Below are 21621 nucleotides of genomic sequence, written 5' to 3'. Positions count from 1 at the left end.
TAAAAAGACATTATAATGACTACCGATTTACAAGATTTTTCGCATAAACGCTATAATATATTAACCGGTGAATGGGTTTTAGTTTCTCCACACCGTGCAAAACGCCCTTGGCAAGGACAAAACGAAGCTGTAAACAATGAAGTACGCCCATCTTATGATGAAAGCTGTTATTTATGTGCTGGAAATGCTAGAATAAGCGGAGAGAAAAACCCTAATTATGAGGATGTTTTTATTTTTACTAACGATTTTGGAGCCTTACAAACCGACTCTAAAGTTTTTAAAGTTGAGGATGGTTTATTAAAAGCGCAAAGCGAACAAGGTATATGTAAAGTGATTTGTTTTAGTCCAGACCACTCCAAAAGTTTAGCAGACATGACACCTAGCGAAATTGAAAAGGTAGTTTTTGCTTGGCAACATGAATACAATGAACTTGCTGAAAACGATTTAATAAATTACGTTCAAATTTTTGAAAACAAAGGAGCGGTAATGGGCTGTAGTAACCCACATCCGCATGGCCAAATATGGAGTCAGACTACGTTACCAAACGAAGTTGACAAAAAAAACACACAACAATTAAACTACTTTAACAAAAATAAAAGTAGTCTTTTAGGCGATTATTTAGCTCAGGAACTAGAAAAGCAAGAGCGTATTATTTTTGAAAACGATGCTTTTGTTGTGCTTATTCCGTTTTGGGCTGTTTGGCCGTTTGAAGCTATGATTGCTCCTAAAAAGCAGCAAAGAAACATATCTGAATTATCAGGAAATGAAACTTTACTATATGCTGAAGCTATTTCGGTAATAACTAAAGCTTACGATAAGCTGTTTAATACATCATTTCCATACTCTAGTGGTATCCATCAATCTCCTACAGACGGAGAAGCTAACGATCATTGGCATTGGCATATGAGTTTCTATCCACCATTATTACGTAGTGCAACGGTTAAGAAATTTATGGTTGGTTACGAAATGTTTGGCTCACCTCAACGCGATATTACCGCAGAGAGTGCCGTTAAAATGCTTCGCGATTTGCTTTAAATCATTAAAATATTTTCAAAAAAAAAGCCTTTACAATCAAAATTGTAAAGGCTTTTTTATGCCTTAAAGTTAAAATCTATTAACAGTTTTCTTCAAATTTAATCTACTTTATTCTACTCTTCATTTAAACAGTTATTCAATATATCGAATTGATATTTTACAAAAAACAGTAATTATATGTAAAAAATTCATTGTTTATATTTTTGTTTTCTACATGAAATCTAGCTCAAAACGACTCATAAACGAGTATTTTTCCTTACAAAAATGTATTTCAACGATTAATTAATGTGTTTCAACGTTTTAATTAGAATGTTTTATATGTTTGCAGTAAGAAATAAAACACGAACTAAAAACCGATATAAAAATGATCTAAAAAGAATCATTGGGTAACATAGCAAAAACTATTTTTTTACAATTCCCAAATTTCAATTAACCCAAAAGATATTTCATCAAAAATAACAGAAGAAGCAAAATAGAAATAACCTATAAGAAGTTCCCCCTAACTTCTTTCAAAATTCTCCCTAAGGATTTATAGCGTTAACTAAAACCTCACCTACTTATGAGCACTACATACAAATATAGCTGGCTTAAAAAATTCACATTAACCCTAATCGTAATTTATAATTTTACGATACCTTTAAATTTAAGTGCATATAACTTAATTGCAAAAGTTTCGGAGACTAGTAAAATAGCTTTATTAGAAACAAGCCTTACTGTTGGAGATTCTTCTATAAACGTAAACGGAAAGTATGAACTTTATTTTGATGGTTTGGATGATTATGCTGAAGAGCCTTATGTAATAGATTCTTGGGAAGAAGTATCAATTATGGCATGGATTAAACTTGATAGTTTATCTGAAGATGTTCAAATTATTGCTGGTCAGCGAGCTTTTTACCTTCAACTTAATGCTAATAAAAGTATTAGTGCTTTTGCAAATTCAAAAACATTAACAAGTAAAACATTATTAAACACAAATCAATGGTATCAAATTACAGTAACGCACAAGCCAAACGATTTTAAGTTATACATTAATGGTGAAGCAGAAGCTACAAGATCAACTGCTTCTGGAAACATACAACACGATACATCAAACTTTACAATTGGTAAATACCCAAGTAATAGCAGTAACTACTTTAATGGCTCTATAGATGAATTTCGTTTATTTAATAAAGCCCTTTCTAGTAATGAACTTCGTAAAATAATCTATCAAGAAATTGAAGATAATAATGGTATAGTAAAAGGGAGTGTTTTACCTAAAAACATCACTGATTTTAATGAAGAAACCAACACATCAACTGTTTTACCTTGGGAAAACTTAAAAAGGTATTACCGTATGGACGTTATTGAAGATAATGTGCTATATGATTCTGCTAACGTAATAAGTGATAATACCATACATGCAAAAATTCATAATATTGAAACCGTTAAAGAGCAATCTGCACCAATGCCATTTGTTACTACAAAATCGGGATCTTTAGAAAATGCTTTAAATAATATTGAAAAAGGTATAGATGGATCGGATGCTGTAAAATACAATTGGTCTATAATAAACATTAAACACAACGATGTATATTATTCTAATACTCAAAAACACTTGGGATTAATTGTAGACAATACTGATGCAGATTTAAACCCAATTACCTACGTGGTTAGAAACGATTCTGAATTAAACGTGAGCTGGTATTTAAACCTAAATGGCATTATTGATTTAAAAGGAAAGTCTCAATTAATACAAGGTTTAGAAAGTACTCTTGCTAATACTAGCCAAGGTAAAATAATACAAAACAGAAATCTTGAAGGAGACATATATACATACAATTACTGGTCTTCTCCTGTAGGACAAACTAATAATGTAACAAACAATAATAATTATAAGTTAACCGATGTTATTAAAAACATAAGCTTTTTGAGATCGGGTTACAATGGAACACAAACTGCAGTTGCGGATTATTGGATTTGGAAATATTGTAACTTAATGAACAACAACATCCCAATTTGGCAACACGTTAGAAGTACTGGTACTTTAAAGCCAGGTGAAGGTTTTACGATGAAAGGTACTGGAATTGGTAATGAAAAAGTTGTACAAGACTATCTAATTGAAGGGAAACCAAATAATGGAGATATAAACATACCAGTTTATGCCGGAAACGAATATTTAGTGGGTAACCCATATCCATCTCCTATTGATGCTCAACAATTTATTTTGGACAACAGCGAAGAGCATTCTGGGGTTACAACAGGTATTATTTATTACAAAGAACATTATAGTGGCGGTACGCATAGCCTTGGTGATTTTCAAGGTGGTTATGCAACATACTCACTTGCTGGTAGTGTTCCTGCTGTTTGGCTAGGTGAAACTGCTCCCGTAACAACAGAAAACGGTTTAAGTTTAGAAGCCTCAAGACAGTATATTCCCGTTGGTCAGGCATTTTTTATGATGGCAAAAACTTCTGGTGATATTAAATTTAATAACGGACAACGCGCTTTTCATGCCCATAACAAGGTCGCTGCCAAATCATCTCATACTAAAATAGCTGCGGAAGATGATAACAGACCAAAGCTTAGATTAGGTTTTAACTCTGTAAACCAAATACATAGACAACTACTAGTAACTGCCGATGAGCATGCTACTTCTGGTTACGATTCAGGGTTTGATGCTCAAGATATTGATCAATTATCCGATGATATGTATTGGCTCATTAATAATGAAAAATTCAGCATTCAAGGTATTGATATTATAGATGAAACTACAAAAATCCCTTTAGGTATTCACACAAAAACCAATGGAGCGAATACTATTAGTCTTGATGAGATAGAGCATTTTCCAGAAGATTTAAATATCTACCTATATGATAAAGAATTAAATATTAGTCATAATTTAAAAGAAAGCGATTATACTATTTATTTAGCGGCAGGTTCTTATTTAAATAGATTCGAAATTACGTTCATCGAGCAAGCAACTTTAGCTAATACAGAATTTGAAAATAATAAAATCGATATGTACTTTTCAAATTCAGAAAACAGCATCGTAATTAACAACCCTTCTTCGATTTATATCGAATCAATTCAAATGTATAATTTGGTTGGCCAATCGGTTTTCAATCTTGAAACTAAAACAAAAAAAAGTAATTTCTCACATAGGGTAGAGAAAACACATCCAGGCGTATATATTTTGAAAATAAAAACAAGTCATGGTGTCTTAAGTAAAGAAGTATTGAAAAAATAAATAACTCCCTCATTTAAAAACTATTACACTTAAAATAGTTTTCTATAAAACTAAAAAAACCAAAATAAACCCCCATAAAAACACATTTATCTAGATAAACAGATTTGTTTATAGGAATTTATTTCCATAATATTGACGCTCCCTCCCTCTAGTCTCTCAATAATTATGATAATAGCGTCTTAATGAAACAACCAGATCTGATTAAATCTCGAAGGTTTTTTATGCCTTCTTTTTTAGAAAAACTGTCTTCAAAAAACAATAAATACAATCCATTGTTTTTGATAAAATCTTTATCTCAGTTATCTAAAAACCATTCAAATTATTTTCTAAAATCATTACAGCCAAAAAAAGCATCACCCATATTCTTTTTAATATGTTGCCTTTATTCTGTTGTCGCTTTTTCTCAAGTGCCTGTTAATAATGATTTAATAGATGCCACAACTGTTACGCATAGTTCAAGTTGGTGTTCTCCCGATGGCGCTTACACTACACTTAATGCAACAGCCGATGGCCCGAAAGGAATAGCATGGGCAAATGGACCTAACTTTAACGTCTGGTTTAAATTTCAAGCTACAGCTGAACAAGTAAAGATTAACTTGAATCTCGGTAGTATGCGTAACCCGTATTTAGCACTCTGGGATCATACCACAGCTGAAATTAAAAGTGCGCGTTATACCGATGCTTCTAGTTCAATTTATGTACAATCCAATAGTTTAACTATTGGCCAATGGTATTATATTTCTGTGGATAACTACAGTGCTCTGGGTAATCGCGGCACTTTTAGTTTATGTATTGAAGATAAAGTTGGTTTTGACTATAAAGAAGGCGCTATTGAAGTTCCGCATACAGGAAATTGGTGCTCTTCGGATGCCGAATACACTACAGATAATGGCTCTCCAGATGGGCCTAAAGGTTCAGCATGGTCTAGTGATCCTAATGCCAATGTATGGTTTAAATTTAAAGCAACAACAACCCAAATAAATGCCGAAGTAAAATATGGCGGCGTATTGGGTGATATTCGCTACCCGTTGTTAGCGCTTTGGGATGCATCTGGATTAGAAATTAATAGTACAAATTTCAACTATACTGGCAATATTAATAATATACAATCCAATAATTTAACCATTGGAGATTGGTACTATGTATCGGTAGATAATTATAGTGCTTCTAGCAACCGTGGTAACTTCACCTTTTGTGTTGATGATAAAGTTAATTTTGATTACAAAGAAGGTGCTATCGAAATACCACATATTGGAAATTGGTGCTCTGCCGATGCTGAATACACTACAGTTAACGCCTCTCCAGATAGAGCTAAAGGCTCAGCATGGTCTAGCGAACCTAGCGCAAATGTTTGGTTTAAATTTCAAGCCACAACAACACAAATAAATACTGAAGTAAAATATGGAGGAACCTTAGGTGATGGTCGATACCCATTATTAGCACTCTGGGATGCATCTGGAACTGAAATTAATAGTACAAATTTCAATTATACGGGAGACTACGTTAATGTTCAATCTCCGAATTTAACTATTGGCAATTGGTACTTTATATCGGTAGACACTTACGGCTCTACAGGTCACCGTGGTAGTTTTACCCTATGCGTTGATGATAAGGTAAATTTCGATTATAAAGAAGGTGCTATTGAAGTACCACATACTGCGGACTGGTGCTCTGTTGATGCTGAATATTCAACAGTACACGCATCTCCCGATGGAGTTAAAGGTTCTACATGGGCTAACGGACCAAATTTTAATGTATGGTTTAAGTTTAAAGCCACATCTACACAAGTAAATGCTGAAGTAAAAAAAGACGGTACCTCAGGAGATATGCGTTATTCTTACGTAGCGCTTTGGGAGGAAGATGGTACTGAAATTACGAGCAAAAATTACAATAATGCGCTTAACACCAGAAATGTTCAATCTAACAATTTAACTATTGGAAATTGGTACTATATATCTGTCGATAACCACAGTTCTACAAATTATACTGGTAGTTTTACTTTGTGTGTTGATGATGAAGTAAATTTCGATTATAGAGAAGGTGCTATTGAAGTACCACACACCACAAGTTGGTGTTCTGGCGATGATGAATATAATACCTACAACGCCTCTCCCGATGGCACCAAAGGCTCTAATTGGTTTGATGGACCTAATTTCAATGTCTGGTTTAAATTTCAGGCCACGGCAGCTCAAGTAAACGCACAAGTAAAAACAGGAGACCCGTCTAAAAACATACGCTATGCCTCTATGGCGCTTTGGGATCAATCAGGAAATGAGGTAAAAAGTGCTCGTTATTACAGCGTTGATAGCTCAATTAATGTGCAAACCAATAATTTAACCATTGGAGACTGGTATTATATTTCTGTAGACCACAGAAACAGCATCTATTATATGGGGGATTTCACTTTGTGTATTGAAGACAAAGTAGGTCACGATTATAAAGAAGGAGCTATTGAAGTCCCTCACACAACCTCTTGGTGTTCCGGAGATGAAGAATATACAACATTCAATGCGTCGCCAGATGAAGCTAAAGGCAGCAACTGGTACGATGGACCTAATTACAATGTCTGGTTTAAGTTTCAAGCTACAGCACAACAAATAAGTGCGCAACTAAAAATAGGCGGTACATACGGAGATATTGTCTACCCCTTTATTGCAATTTGGGATAATGCTGGAACAGAAATTAAAAGCACTAATTATTACAGCAGTTACAGTTCTATTAAAGTACAATCAAACAATTTAATTGTTGGAGATTGGTATTACATATCGGTAGATAATCGCGACAATATTAATTATCGTGGTACATTTAGTTTATGCATCGAAGATAAAGTCGATTTCGATTATAAAGAAGGAGCAGTTGAAGTTCCTCATACCGACTCTTGGTGTTCTGCAGATGCTGAGTATTCTACAGTCCATGCTTCACCCGACAGCAATAAAGGTACCGCATGGTTTGATGGCCCTAACTATAACGTTTGGTTTAAGTTTCAAGCTACTTCAACACAATTAAGAGCAGATGTGAAAATTGGTGGAACTAACGGTGACGTAGATTTCCCTTTTATTGCACTTTGGGATGTTGCGGGAACCGAAATTAAAAGCACGAATTACTATAACAATGAATCCATAAACCTACAAACCAATAATTTAACTATTGGAGACTGGTATTACATATCAGTAGATCATAGAAATAGTATTTATTACCGTGGTACTTTTACTTTATGTATTGAAAACAAAGTAGGTTATGATTATAAAGAAGGTGCATTAGAAGTACCGCATACCACAAATTGGTGTTCCGGAGATGCTGAGTATTCTACAATTCATGCAACAGCAGATCGAGATAAAGGTAGTGCTTGGTTCGATGGCCCGAATTACAACGTCTGGTTTAAATTTCAAGCCACAACAACACAACTAAAAGCAGATTTAAAAATTGGCGGTTCATACGGTAATATGGATTACCCATATATAGCACTTTGGGATGTTGCAGGAACCGAAATTAAAAGCGAGAATTACTTCAATAGCACGGACTCCATCAATCTACAATCTAACAATTTAACTATTGGCGATTGGTATTATATCTCAGTAGATCATAGAAACGCGGCCTATTACCGTGGTGCATTTAGCTTATGTATTGAAAATACAATAGATTATGATTATTATGAAGCCGCTATAGATATCACTTCATTAATAAACTCTTGTTCTGCAGATGCCATTTACACAACACGAGGAGCTTCGCCAGATTTAAATAGCGGAACGGCTTGGAATAATAGTGGGCCTAAATACAACCGATGGTTCAAATTTATTGCTCCTCCAGTTTCAGGTCAATTTAATATTCTAATTGATAGAGGTGACGAAAAAGGTACACAGAGAGGAACTCAAGTGGCCTTATGGAAAGATGGCGGAACTATAGAAGTCAACAGTGCTAGATATTCATCTTCAAATGATGATGTTACATTATCGGCTACTAATTTAACACCAGGAGATACCTATTATATCTCGGTAGACACATACTCAAGTAATAGCTATACCGGTACATTCACAATCTGTTTAGAAAACACATTTATAGATTTTAATGGTACGGATTATTATATAGACTTTGGCAGAAACCATAATTTTACAAGTCAATTTTCATTAGAATCTTGGGTACTTCAAAAAACCAATTCCGGAACGGCAGCAATAATTTCAAAAGGAGAAACCCAAACAGGTAACCTTAGAGGTTATCATTTAACTATAAAAAATGGTTACCCTAATCTGTCTTGGTATGACAACTCAGGAAATGCTATTTTAGATCTCTCTTCACCTTTCGAAATTACCAACAATACTTGGCACCATGTGGCAACATCGTTTAACGGAAGTATAGCATCACTATACCTCGATGGAGTTTTAGTTGCAAGCCAGAGCACAGCAAGACCTATAAGTAATACTCAATCTTTTTTAATAGGGGCTAGTTATGATAGTAGTTTGGCTTCTTCGGTAAAAAATCACTTCAATGGTTTTATAGATGAAGTTCGTGTATGGAATGTCGGCTTAACACAACAGCAGATTCAAGATATGATGAATCAGGAAATAGCTCAATCTGGAACTGTTGTAAACGGTAAAATTACTAATCAAGATGTTCATTCTGGTTTACGCTGGTCTAATTTAAGAGGATATTACCCTATGACAGATAACACCGCCACCGACCATTCAAACTATAATATAGATGGTACATCAAAAAACAATACCACTACCATTCAAGCACAAACCGCACCCTTACCATATAAATCTGCTGTAAACGGAAACTGGGAAGATGCAACAACATGGCTAAATAACAATGTACAATATGCACCAAACACCGATATGTATGGTACGCACATAAATTGGAATATTACGGAAATAAATCATGATATTACAAATAACACCGGACATAGCGTTTCTGCTTTAATAATAGATAGCCCTGCGACATTAACAGTAAAAGCTTCCGATAGTTTAAATGTTTCTAGATACTTAAAATTAAATGGAGCCCTTACTTTAGAGGAAGACTCTCAACTTATACAAGGTGTAGACAGTGAACTAGATGTTACGAGTTCGGGGATTTTACACAAAAACCAACAAGGAAGCGCTGATACCTTTACTTATAATTACTGGTCTTCTCCTGTTGGTCCGCAAAACACAACTTCAAACAATAACAGCTATACATTACCAGAAATTTTTGATGGTGTTACCTTTTTAACATCAGGTTACAACGGAACTGTATCGCCTTTAGGTATTTCTACTGCTTGGATTTGGAAATTCAACAATAGAACATTAGGTAACTATGCAGAATGGCAACACGTAGGAAACACTGGCTCTATGTTACCTGGTGAAGGATTTTCAATGAAAGGTCCGGGATCTGGAGTTCCATCAGATTTGCAAAATTATCTCTTAAAAGGAAAACCTAATAATGGAGATATTAACTTACCTATTAATTCTGGTAACGAATATTTGGTTGGTAACCCTTACCCGTCTGCAATTGATGCTAAAGCTTTTATATTAGATAATGGTACTACTATCGCTGGACCAGGATCTACAACAGGAACACTTTATTTTTGGGAACACTGGGGAGGAAATTCACATAACCTAAGTAGCTACCAAGGCGGTTATGCTTCGTATTCTCTATCAGGTGGTGTACCAGCTGCAGCAAAAGCTACAAGTGATCCTAATGTTGATCAAGGTGGTGTATCTACTAAAACACCAGGCAGATACATTCCCGTTGCTCAAGGATTTTTTGTTACTGCAGAAGCAACAGGAACTATAAAATTTAACAACTCACAACGTGTTTTTCAAACCGAAGATGGCACTAATTCTGTTTTTCTAAAATCTACTAACAGTAAAAACACAAACACTTCTCCAAATAATCATGACGATTTACGAGAGAAGTTAAGAATTGGTTTTTACTCTACAAATAAGATTAAAAGACAACTATTAACTACCGTAGACCCAAGTGCATCTATTGGTTACGATTGGGGATATGATGGACCAAACATCGACTATCAAATTGATGATATGTATTGGTTAATTGATCATAACACCTACGTTATACAAGGTATAAATGAAATTACCGAAACAACCGTTTTACCTTTAGGTATTCACTTAAAAAACGAAGGTGTAAATATTATTTCTATCGATGAGATAGAGAACGAAGTAACACCTTACAACATCTATCTTCATGATAAAGAATTAAACCTTTATCACAATTTAAGAGAAAGTAATTACTATGTTACTTTAATTGCAGGTAAATACCTCGATCGTTTTGAAATTACGTTTACAAACAGTTCGGAAACTTTAGGAACAAAACCTTTAGAGTTGATAAACCGACCTGTATTAGTTTCTTTTTCTAACGATAATGAAAGTGTTGTTATTAGCAATCCGAATGCACTTTACATAAAGTCTACAGAAATCTTTAATATGTTAGGTCAGTCTGTTTATAACTTCAACACTCAATCGAATCAAACGTCTATAATTCAAGCTACTGAAAATCTTAGTTCAGGATCATATATTATAAAACTAAACACCGATAATGGTATTGTTACCAATAAGGTATTAATAGAATAGATAAACACTCAACATAATATTTATATGAAAAAAAGCGCCCTGAAATTAATTTTCAGGACGCTTTTTTTAGTAATATACTTTATATTTTATGCTTACTTTATTTGTTTTATCAAATCAGGTAGCGATACATTTAGTTGTTCACCCGACACCATATTTTTTAAAGTGTAAGTATCAGATTCCATTTCGTTATCACCAACTAAAACTACAAAAGGAATAGCTCGTTTATTAGCGTGATTCATTTGTTTTTTCATCTTAGCAGCATCAGGGTAAAGTTCTGCATTAATATCATTTTCACGTAACACCTTAATAGCTTTTAAACTAAATAAAGCCTCTTTATCTCCAAAGTTGATAAATAACACTTCAATGTTTTTTGATACCGTTTCAGGGAACAAACCAAGTTCTTCTAAAACTAAATAAATACGATCTAAACCAAAACTAATACCAACACCACTCATATCTTTCATACCGAAAATACCGGTTAAATCGTCGTAACGACCACCGCCACCAATAGAACCCATACTCACCGTTTTTGGTGCTGCGACTTCAAAAATAGCACCAGTGTAATAATTTAAACCTCTGGCTAAAGTAACATCGAGTTGCAATGCTGCTGTTTTTAAACCTAATTCTAAAATAGCTTCGTTAATAAAAGCCAATTCTTCAATACCTTTTTTTCCTTCTTCGGACGTGTTTAAAATGGATTTTAAGCTTTCTATTTGAGATTCAAAATCGCCAGAAAGTGTAAATAACGGTTGAATTTTTGTAATGCCTTCTTCTGAAATTCCTTTAGAACGCATTTCTTCTTTTACCTTCTCCTCGCCTATTTTATCAAGCTTATCTAAAGCCACCGTGAAATCGATTAATTTATCGCTTGCTCCAATAACTTCTGCAATACCAGAAAGTATTTTTCGGTTATTAATTTTAATAGTAACGCCTTCTAGTTTTAATGCTGAAAAAACAGTGTCGTAAAGCTGAATAAACTCTACTTCTTGCCAAAGTGATTTAGATCCAACGACATCGGCATCACATTGAAAAAACTCTCTAAAACGGCCTTTTTGTGGTCTATCAGCACGCCAAACTGGCTGTATTTGATAGCGTTTAAAAGGAAATTCTATTTCGTTTTGGTGCTGTACTACGTAACGTGCAAAAGGTACAGTTAAATCGTAGCGGAGTGCTTTTTCTGAAATACTAGATGTTAATTTGGTAGAGTCTTTTTCAGTGTAAGCTTGCTCGTTAGCCTTGTTTAAATAATCACCTGAATTCAAAATTTTAAAAATCAAACGATCGCCTTCTTCTCCATATTTCCCCATTAAGGTATCGGAGTTTTCAAAACTTGGTGTTTCTATAGGTTGAAATCCAAAGGTTTGAAAAGCGCCACGAATACTATTAAAAATATAGTTTCGTTTTGCAACTTGTTCTGGGTTAAAATCTCTAGTTCCTTTTGGAATACTTGGTTTTTGAGCCATATATAAACACCCTACTCACGTAGGGTTTTCTTTTTAATTAGTACTTTTTTAATTTCCGCGTAAGCGAATCCTTAATTAATCAGCTTATAAAAATACTTGTACAATTCACCTTTAGTAATAGAAGCGCCTTGTTCAATCATTTTAAATTTATCTAAATTTTTATCATCAGAATAAGCTTTATCTGCTTGCAAAAACTCAACACTTTCATCCATTAAGTTTTCACGAAGCCAATCGTATCCTTCCTGTGTTGTAATATCAACATCGTTTTTTATGTTAACTACAATGGCATGCATTTGATCTTCCTTTAAATGAAATAAATACATGTGTTTTGGAGCAAAATGCTCAAGATATTCCGCTTTATTTAGAGCGCCTTCCCAAATTAAATCACTAAACACATCCAATTCCATTTCAGCTAAATCGGGTTTATTAGCTTTTAAGTTGGTCCACTCATCGGCAGTTATAGATTGGGTTGCCAAAAAGTTTATAAATTCTTGGTGTAATTCTTCGAACTGTTCTTTTGTTAATCTTGAATACTTCATTCTTATATGTTTTTCTCGAAATTAAGAGAATTGTATATTTTATTTTTTAATATTTAAACTTGCAGCCGCTGCAAAAGGCCTATCGGTTGCAATAACGTCAACACCTAAATCAACCCATTTTTTGTAAAGACGATCACCTTTAGCTTGAGCTTGTTTATCTAAGTTTCCTAAAGTACCGAGCATACAAGTAATACCTAAATCGTGTAGTTTTTTATAAAATGGTTCAGGAGACAATCTTGTTCCGGTAAAAGCAATCATATTTTCAGTAGGAATTTCAGAATGTAACAACCAATCTAATTCCTTATCATTTCTAGCAGATACAGATAACAACAATTCTGGAGCTGCTTTATAGGCTGCGCTGGCTTGTTTCATATCATAAGTAATAATTATAGAAATATCTTCAGCACCAGTTTCTTTAACCAAAGCGACAACTTGATCTACAGAAACACTCTTTTTTATATCGATAGTTAATATCACATTATTTTCTTTAGCCCAAATAAGAACATCTTTAAACAATGGAATTTTAAAAGTGGTTTCGTTACCAAAATCGTCTTCTAAATTATACTGTAATAATTCTTGATAGGTATAATTTGTAATATCACCTTCGCCCGTAGAAGTTCTACCTAAGCTATTATCGTGCATTAAAACAAGTACATTATCTTTAGTTTTAGCGATATCAATTTCATAAACGGCAGGAATACTATCGTTTATATACTTTAAGGTTTCTAAACAATTTTCTGGGTAATTCTCAATAGACTTCCCTCCTCTGTGCACACTAATAACAGGAGTTTTATTAGCCTGATAAGCCAATCGCTCAATTAAAACCGATTTTGTAGATGCTTCTTGTTTTTTAGGTTCTTCTTTACACGAAAAACTCACTACAAAAAGACAAAGTATAACTATATATTTCATATTATTTATAAAAAAAGCGCCCCTTAGTTAAGGAGCGCCAAATTTAAGAATATATCTGTTATTATCTTAGAAAATATAACGTAAACCTACTTGAGCTTGCCATCTAGAAGCTAAACTAGAATCAAAACCAAAGGTTTGAGTTTGATTTCCGTTAAAAGAGTAAGTTGGCACTCCTGTATCGTCAACAGAAACTCCTATTGGTTGTACATTATTTGGTTGTTGTATAATTCCCCAATCTGAATTTAATAAGTTACCAAAGTTTAAAATATCTAAACTAAATTGGATGGTATTTGTTTTATCTTCAGATACTTTAATTCTATAATCTTGCATGAACTTTACATCCCATTTACCTCTCCAAGGCGCTAATGCTCCGTAACGTTCTGCATATTGTCCTCTATTGTCATTTAAGTAATCGTCTTGAGCTATATAAGACTCTAATGCAGCAGCATCTCCAGTTCCAGCAAATTGCATTTGACCAATTTCACTAGAAGTAGGAATATAAATTAAATCGTTTATTCCAGAACCATCTCCATTTATATCTCCACCATAGGTATAGTTAAAACGAGCACCTTGTGCATATTCAAAAAATGTAGATATTGTGGTAGACCATTTATCGTTTCCGTAATCCCATTTTTTACTAGCTACACCTATAAAACGATGCTTATCTCCATATTTAGAATGCGAAAGCACATCGTTATTTACGTTACCTAATGCAGGGTTACCGTTAAAGGCGTCTCCTGTAATTTCAGCCTCAATAGAGTTTACATCCCTAGCATCTAAATAACTATATGCTAGCATAGAATATATACCGTTAGCAAAGGTTTTTTGAGCTTTTAAAGATGCATTCCAAATACGACCTTTATTCGAGTTTGTCATTACAAAAGCATTGCCATTAATAACTTCTCCCCAAGGTAATGTTGCTTTGGCATGATCACCATCTCCATAAATGGCTCTATTATCTACACCTTGTAACTGACTTGTAGGTTTATTTAACCCCCAGTTTTGAACGTGAATTCCATTTACATCTTTAGTATATGATAAATCTGCTGTTAATATAATACCGTTTTCAAGTTTTCTATCTAAACCTAAGTTTGTTCTCCAAACTTGTGGAAATTTAAAATCTGGATCTACAGCTTGGTAGAAAAATGCATCTACACCACTTACTTGGTTTCCTACCCAAACAAAAGGAAAACGCCCTGTAAATAAACCTGTACCACCTCTTAATTGAAAAGAGCTATCGCCATTAGCATCATAATTAAAACCAACTCTAGGCGATACTAACCAATCATTATTAGGCATTCTTGTTGAATCTATTAGTAAAGGTTCTCCTGTATTAGGATCTAAATATTCTACATCTGGCAAATAGATTTCTCCATTTTCTGTATCTATAAATTCTTGCGCATTATCTGCTGTATCAAAAAACAAAGGCTTATCAAAACGAACACCATATGTTAATTTTAGTTTTTCAGAAACATTCCATTCATCTTGAGCATAAAAAGCCAACTGACCAACGTTTGTTTCTGCTAATAACCAGCCATTATCTACTCCATCAGCCAAACTATTTCTAGAGTTGAATGTTGCTTGTGCTCCTGCAAAATCATAATCAGCAGCATTAAAATCTGCAATATCCACGCTTCCAAAAACATCAAAACCATATCCTTTTAAATTAAAAGAGTTATCGAATTCAAATTTCTCGAAAGATGTTCCGATAGTAAAGGTGTGATCGCCTTGAAAGAAGTTTAAATTATCTGTAAATTGAAATACTTTTTGATCTAACTTGTTATTAATTGAAAAAGGTTCGTGACCCGCTATAATATATGGAGAACCATCTTTATAAATATTAATAACTGGAGCAGGTGTAGAAAACGGTGTTCTAAAATCGTCGAAATGTGTATACCCAATTTGTAATTTATTAGTTGATGTTTCGGATAAAGTAGAATTTAACTCAACCTGTATAGATTTTAAATTATTATTAATTTCGTAACCCGAATTTTGAAATTGTAACGTTGTTGCATCTGGACCACGTGGATTAATAGCCGAAGGATGGGCTGGTTTTTCTTGAGAAGCATTTAAAAAATTGTAAATAACAGCTAAACGGTTGCTATCATTAATATTCCAATCTATTTTAAAAATACCTTTTGTAGATTCCGAAGCATGTGTAAATCCTTGGTAAGCCCCTGGATCGTAACCTTGAGCTCTTAACGCTGTTTGCACAGCAATTAAATCACTTTCTAAAACTCTTGACTCGGTAATACCGCCGGTACCCGTGTTTGGTGTCCAGCCGTTAGTTCCTAAATCGTCACGTTCATCCTTTTCAAAATTCGCAAAAAAGAATAATTTATCTTTAATAATTGGTCCTCCAATACTCACACCATATTGTGTTTGGTTTAAGTCCGGTCTCGCCACATCTTCTCCTTTAATTTTTTTCCCAGTCATGGTTTCATCTCTATAAAACCCATAAACCGTACCATGAAATTGGTTTGTTCCACTTTTAGTAACAGCATTTACTGAAGCTCCAGTAAATCCAGATTGTGTAACATCATAAGGTGCTGTAGATACTTGAATTTGCTCTATAGCATCTAAAGAAACGGGTTGAGAACCTGTTTGCCCACCTGGAGTTGCTGCATCTAATCCAAAAGGATTATTAAAAATGGCACCATCTAAGGAGAAATTGTTAAACTGATCGTTTCTACCTCCAAAAGATCCACCACTAGCAGTTGGCTCTAATCTTGTAAAATCAGATTGCGATCTAGAAATAGTTGGTAAACGTGTTAACTCTCTACGACCAACACTAGTTTCTGCTCCAGTTCTATCACTACCAAAAGTACCTGTACCTCCTGTACCTTGTATAACCACAGCATCTAGTTGTTCGCTATCTTCAGATAAAGTAACATCTACATTTTGAGTTTTCCCTAATGTTAGGTAAACATTATTAAAGGTTTGCTCTTTGTAACCTACATAGCTCACTGTAATAGTGTATGGCCCACCTACTCTTAAATTTAGTAAATTAAAACGGCCATCAAAATTAGTTGCTGCTCCATATTTTGTACCTGTTGGTGTATGGATAGCTAAAACATTAGCTCCCGGTAAGGGAACTGAACCTTGATCTAAAACGAGTCCTTTAATATTAGAAGTGGTGACTTGTGCAAAAGCCATTACTCCAATAAACATAAAGAAAAATAATAATGTAATTTTTTTCATTGTTTGAAGATTGAGTTAAAGTATTAAGTTTGAAAAATTATGCATGCATAACGCTAGTAAAAATAGACCAAAAAAAAACCACTCCAAAGGAGTGGTTAATTATATTTAAAACTTTTATTAACTTTATGTTAACAAATTAGTTTGCTTGAGCAATAACGTCGAATTCTAAATCAACATTTACATCTCTGTGTAAACGAATTGCGGCAGTATATTTACCTAAACGTTTAACAGTTGTAAGCGTAATATATTTCTTATCAATTGCTTGACCTTCTTTTTCTAAAGCCGCTGCTAAATCGATGTTGTTTACAGAACCAAATAATTTATCTCCTGTTCCAACTTTAGCTTGGATTTTAATTTCTAATGCTTTTAAAGCTTCTGCAACTACATTAGCTTCATCAACTATTCTCTTTTCTTTAAAGGCACGTTGCTTTAAATTTTCTGCTAATACTTTTTTAGCTGAAACAGTTGCTATAATAGCTTGTTTCTGAGGAATTAAAAAATTTCTACCATAACCGTTCTTAACTGTTACAACATCGTCTTTAAATCCTAAATTTTCAACGTCTTGTTTTAATATAAGTTCCATTGTTATCAGTATTTTATTTTAATAAATCAGCTACATAAGGCATTAAAGCTAAGTGACGTGCTCTTTTTACAGCAACAGACACTTTTCTTTGATACTTTAATGAAGTTCCTGTTAAACGACGAGGTAAAATTTTACCTTGCTCATTTACAAATCTTAGTAACCAGTCTGCATCTTTATAATCTACATACTTGATACCTGATTTTTTGAAACGACAATATTTCTTTTGCTTATTAGTTTCAATATTTAGAGGCGTTAAATATCTAATTTCGCCGTCTTTTTTTCCTTTAGATTGTTGTTCTATTGATGACATAATTAAGCTTTTTGTTTAAGTTTCTCTCTTCTTCTTTCTGCCCAAGAAATAGCATGTTTATCTAACGCTACTGTTAAATAACGCATAAAACGCTCGTCACGTCTAAACTCTACTTCTAAAGGATTGATAACCTCTCCGGCTACTTGATACTCAAATAAGTGATAAAATCCACTTTTTTTGTTTTGAATAGGGTAAGCTAACTTCTTAAGCCCCCAGTTTTCTTTTGATACCATCTTAGCGCCGTTAGAAACAAGAAAATCTTCGTATTTCTTTACTGTCTCCTTTATCTGATCTTCAGATAAAACGGGATTTAAGATGAAAACAGTTTCATAATGATTCATAAAAATCTATTTTTATTGTTAAAAATTGGCTGCAAAAGTAATTAATATTTATATCTTACACAACTTAATCTTATTTATTTTATGCGAACAGCATATTATTTCAGTGTTAAAAAAATGTTAAAATTTACAGTTTGCCGATGATTTTTGGTTTTTAGCCGAATTTTTCGTACTATTGTCGATATCTTAACCGAAATAAAAGAAATGTTATGACATTAAACTGTGTAGTAGTAGACGATTCAGCCATACAACGCCTCTCTATTGTGAAATTAGTAGAGAACCATCCCTCATTAAATTTAATAGCAGAGTACAGTAGTGCGTTGGAAACCAAAAATGGTTTAAATACACATCAAGTAGATTTAATCTTTTTAGATATTGAAATGCCAGTACTAAACGGATTTGAGCTTTTAGATGTATTAAATAATAAACCTCAAATTATATTTGTAACAGGTAAAACGGAATATGCATTTAAAGCTTTTAATTATGATGCTACCGATTATTTACATAAACCAATTACAAGAGAGCGCTTTAACACCTCTGTAGATAAAGCTTTAGAGCAACATAGATTAACTCTAGACTTTAACGAAGAAGATGGCGAACATATATTTGTAAAAAGTAACCTTAAAAAACGTAAAGTTTACATTAAAGACATTAAGTGGATTGAAGCCCTTGGTGATTACGTTAAACTAGTAACTGAAGAAAATAGCTTAGTAGTTTTATCGACTATGAAATCTTTTGAAGCAGAATTACCAGAAGGTAAATTTTTAAGAATTCATAAATCTTACATCGTTAATTTGGATAAAATTGACAGATTTAATAGCAAAAACGTTGAAGTTGGTGCTTATGAAATTCCTTTAAGTAGAAATAAGAAAACGCAACTTGTTGATGCGTTAAATAATATTTAATAACGCTCTCCTTTAAAAAAAAGGAAAATTCTACTAAAATAATTATTACCCCATTTTTATTTTAGCTGAACTAGTAATTATCCACATTAAGGATAACACGAACCGAGCGAAAACCTTTTACATTCAAGAAGCTATTGTTAATTTTAATGATAGCTTCTTTTGTTTTTGCTAAAGAGTGTTCCTTCGGTATTTTTACCAAAATATTTTTATGATATTGATTTCTAATTCGTGATACAGGCGGGAATTCTGGCCCTAAAACATGTTCTTTAAACACTTGCCTTAACGACGTAGCATACCAATCTGCAGCTATTTCCACACGATTATAATCTTTATGTTTTAACGTAATTTTTATTTGCTTATAAATTGGAGGGTACTTAAAATTATACCGCTCGTTCATTTGTTCTTTAAACATATCGATATAATTATTAGTAGACACCTGCTGTAAAATATTGTGGTACGGATTGTAAGTCTGTATTAAAACCTTGCCGCGCTCTTCCGTTCTACCTGCCCTACCCGATACCTGCAACATAAGCTGAAAGCTACGCTCGTGCGCTCTAAAGTCAGGAAAATTAAGCATATTATCGGCATTCATAATACCAACTAGCTTTACGTTTCTAAAATCTAGCCCCTTAGTAAGCATTTGTGTACCAACCAAAATATCGATTTCTTGCTGTTCTAATGCCGTTATAATTTTCTCGTAACCATATTTACCACGCGTAGTATCCAAATCCATACGCGCCACGTTATGCTCCGGGAACAATACCTTTACCTCAGCTTCAATCTGTTCTGTTCCGAAACCTTTATTATCAAGTTCTGGACTACCACAAGCCACACATTTTCTAAGCATAGCCACAACATACCCACAATAATGACAACGTAATTGGTCTCGATATTGGTGGTACGTTAAACTCACATCACAATTAGGACATTGTGGTGCCTCACCACAAGTACTGCACTCTACAATAGGCGAAAAGCCTCTGCGGTTTTGAAACAAAATAATTTGATGCCCTTCCGCTAATGTTTCTGTCATTTCAGCAATAAGTCTATCGCTAAAATGACCTTTCATGCGCTTTTTCTTCTGCTTTTCTTTAATATCAACCAACTCCACTTCTGGCATCAATACATCATTAAAGCGATGCATAAGCTCTACAAAGCCATATTTGTTTTGCTGTGCATTAAAATAACTTTCTAAACTTGGTGTTGCCGAGCCCAAAAGCACTTTAGCCTTATGTAAATGAGCCAAAACTACAGCTGTGTCTCTTGCATGGTAGCGTGGTGCTGGATCAAATTGTTTAAACGATTGCTCATGCTCTTCATCAACAATTATTAATCCTAAATTATCAAAAGGTAAAAATATCGATGAACGCGCACCTAACACTATTTTCGCTTTCGCGGAAAGTTCTAAAACCTGATTCCAAACCTCAACACGTTCATGAGATGAATATTTAGAATGAAATACCGCGACTTGATCTCCAAAATAATTCTGAAGTCTATTAACCAACTGTGTGGTTAAAGCTATTTCTGGTAACAAATACAATACTTGCTGCCCAGAATTTAGAATATCTTCAATTAACTTAACATATACTTCCGTTTTCCCTGAAGAAGTAACGCCATGTAATAAAGTAACCTGATGCTTTTCGAAAGTGTCTTTTATTTCTGTTAACGCCGTTTCTTGATAGCTATTTAGTTTTTTAGAGTTTTCATTTTCTTCACCAGAATACTGAACACGGTCTGTTTGAATAAAATATTCTTCTAAAACACTTTTATCTATTAAAGATTTTATAATTGAAGTTGAAGCACCACTCTCTTCCGATAACTCAGAAACTTTTACAGGTTTTCTCGTTTTTGCAGAAATAGAAAACAACGTCATCACGACATCACGCTGCTTTGGAGCGCGACTTAAATCGTTCATTAACTCATGAAATTCTTTTTCCGTAGAATAAAACGTATGCAACTTAACATAGCGCACTAATTTTGGTTTATACTTTTCGTAAACCTCTTCTTCAACAGAAATAGCTTCTTTTTCAATTAAGCGCTTAATAACAGATAGCACATTCTTTTTACTCAAGATATTAGAAATATCCTGAATTTTTAAAGACGATTGATGGTGCAAAGCTTCGTAAACCAAAAACTCATCATCTTTTAAAGTAGATTCGTCTATAGTGGTTTTATTATTCTTAGAAATTACAGTTTCACTTTCTAAAATAAATGCACTTGGCAATGAGGCACGCATAACATCTCCCATGGTGCACATATAATAACTAGAAACCCAATCCCAAAGCTTCAATTGCTTTTGATTAACAACAGGAGTTTCGTCTAAAATTTGCTGAATTTCTTTAGCTTCATAAGCCGTTGGTGCATCATGATGCACACGATAAACAATACCCGTATAAATTTTAGATTTCCCAAAAGGAACAGCAACACGCATACCTGGCTCTATAAAATCGAACTCCGAAGCTGTAATGCTGTAGGTGAATAATTTTTGAAGCGGAACGGGTATTATAACGTCTATATAGTGCAAAGTAATAATCCTTAAATTGAAT

12 protein-coding genes are annotated in these 21621 nt (G+C 33.8%); 4 read left to right on the top strand and 8 right to left on the bottom strand.

Annotation, left to right across the window (positions count from 1 at the left end):
- The first annotated feature begins 15 nt into the window (after positions 1-15).
- The 3 genes from BM246_RS15910 to BM246_RS15900 all read left to right on the top strand — a co-directional run bounded on the left by BM246_RS15910 (position 16) and on the right by BM246_RS15900 (position 10827).
- Entirely contained in the window at positions 16-1035 is a 1020-nt protein-coding gene (locus BM246_RS15910; RefSeq protein WP_042498245.1) for a UDP-glucose--hexose-1-phosphate uridylyltransferase, read from the top strand.
- Positions 1036-1594: 559 nt separating this feature from the next.
- Entirely contained in the window at positions 1595-4261 is a 2667-nt protein-coding gene (locus BM246_RS15905) for a LamG-like jellyroll fold domain-containing protein (RefSeq protein ID WP_074939231.1), read from the top strand.
- Between the two features lie 182 nt (positions 4262-4443).
- Complete coding sequence (locus BM246_RS15900) at positions 4444-10827, top strand: LamG-like jellyroll fold domain-containing protein (RefSeq protein WP_083415829.1); 6384 nt, start codon at positions 4444-4446, stop codon at positions 10825-10827.
- Positions 10828-10919: 92 nt separating this feature from the next.
- Here BM246_RS15900 and hisS read toward each other — a convergent pair whose 3' ends face one another.
- The 7 genes from hisS to rpsF form a co-directional block, all read right to left on the bottom strand.
- Positions 10920-12290, bottom strand: a complete 1371-nt coding sequence (gene hisS, locus BM246_RS15895) for a histidine--tRNA ligase (RefSeq protein ID WP_074939227.1) — start codon at positions 12288-12290, stop codon at positions 10920-10922.
- 71 nt (positions 12291-12361) lie between these two features.
- On the bottom strand, positions 12362-12829 hold the full coding sequence (locus BM246_RS15890) for a DUF6495 family protein (protein ID WP_042498229.1): 468 nt from the start codon (positions 12827-12829) through the stop codon (positions 12362-12364).
- Positions 12830-12868: 39 nt separating this feature from the next.
- A complete protein-coding gene (locus BM246_RS15885; protein WP_074939225.1) occupies positions 12869-13741 on the bottom strand; it encodes a glycerophosphodiester phosphodiesterase family protein in 873 nt (290 codons plus the stop codon).
- Between the two features lie 66 nt (positions 13742-13807).
- Positions 13808-16942: a TonB-dependent receptor gene (locus tag BM246_RS15880; RefSeq protein WP_074939223.1), complete on the bottom strand. Its 3135-nt coding sequence runs from the start codon at positions 16940-16942 to the stop codon at positions 13808-13810.
- 136 nt (positions 16943-17078) lie between these two features.
- Positions 17079-17525, bottom strand: coding sequence for a 50S ribosomal protein L9 (gene rplI, locus BM246_RS15875; protein WP_042498223.1), 447 nt, complete (start codon positions 17523-17525; stop codon positions 17079-17081).
- A 13-nt stretch (positions 17526-17538) separates the two neighbouring features.
- The gene (gene rpsR, locus BM246_RS15870; RefSeq protein WP_042498218.1) at positions 17539-17835 is read right to left on the bottom strand and encodes a 30S ribosomal protein S18; all 297 of its coding nucleotides are present in this window, start codon (positions 17833-17835) and stop codon (positions 17539-17541) included.
- 2 nt (positions 17836-17837) lie between these two features.
- Positions 17838-18176: a 30S ribosomal protein S6 gene (gene rpsF, locus BM246_RS15865; RefSeq protein WP_042498216.1), complete on the bottom strand. Its 339-nt coding sequence runs from the start codon at positions 18174-18176 to the stop codon at positions 17838-17840.
- Between the two features lie 206 nt (positions 18177-18382).
- Between rpsF and BM246_RS15860 the strand changes: the two genes are divergently transcribed.
- Complete coding sequence (locus BM246_RS15860) at positions 18383-19078, top strand: LytR/AlgR family response regulator transcription factor (RefSeq protein WP_042498213.1); 696 nt, start codon at positions 18383-18385, stop codon at positions 19076-19078.
- A 70-nt stretch (positions 19079-19148) separates the two neighbouring features.
- Here BM246_RS15860 and priA read toward each other — a convergent pair whose 3' ends face one another.
- Entirely contained in the window at positions 19149-21599 is a 2451-nt protein-coding gene (priA, locus tag BM246_RS15855) for a replication restart helicase PriA (RefSeq protein ID WP_074939221.1), read from the bottom strand.
- Between the last annotated feature and the right edge of the window lie 22 nt (positions 21600-21621).

The sequence above is a fragment of the Algibacter lectus genome (assembly GCF_900112395.1).
In the GTDB taxonomy this organism is placed as follows: Bacteria; Bacteroidota; Bacteroidia; order Flavobacteriales; family Flavobacteriaceae; genus Algibacter; species Algibacter lectus.
The sequence above is the reverse complement of the archived record's forward strand: the minus strand, read 5'-3'. Positions and strand labels throughout refer to the sequence as shown.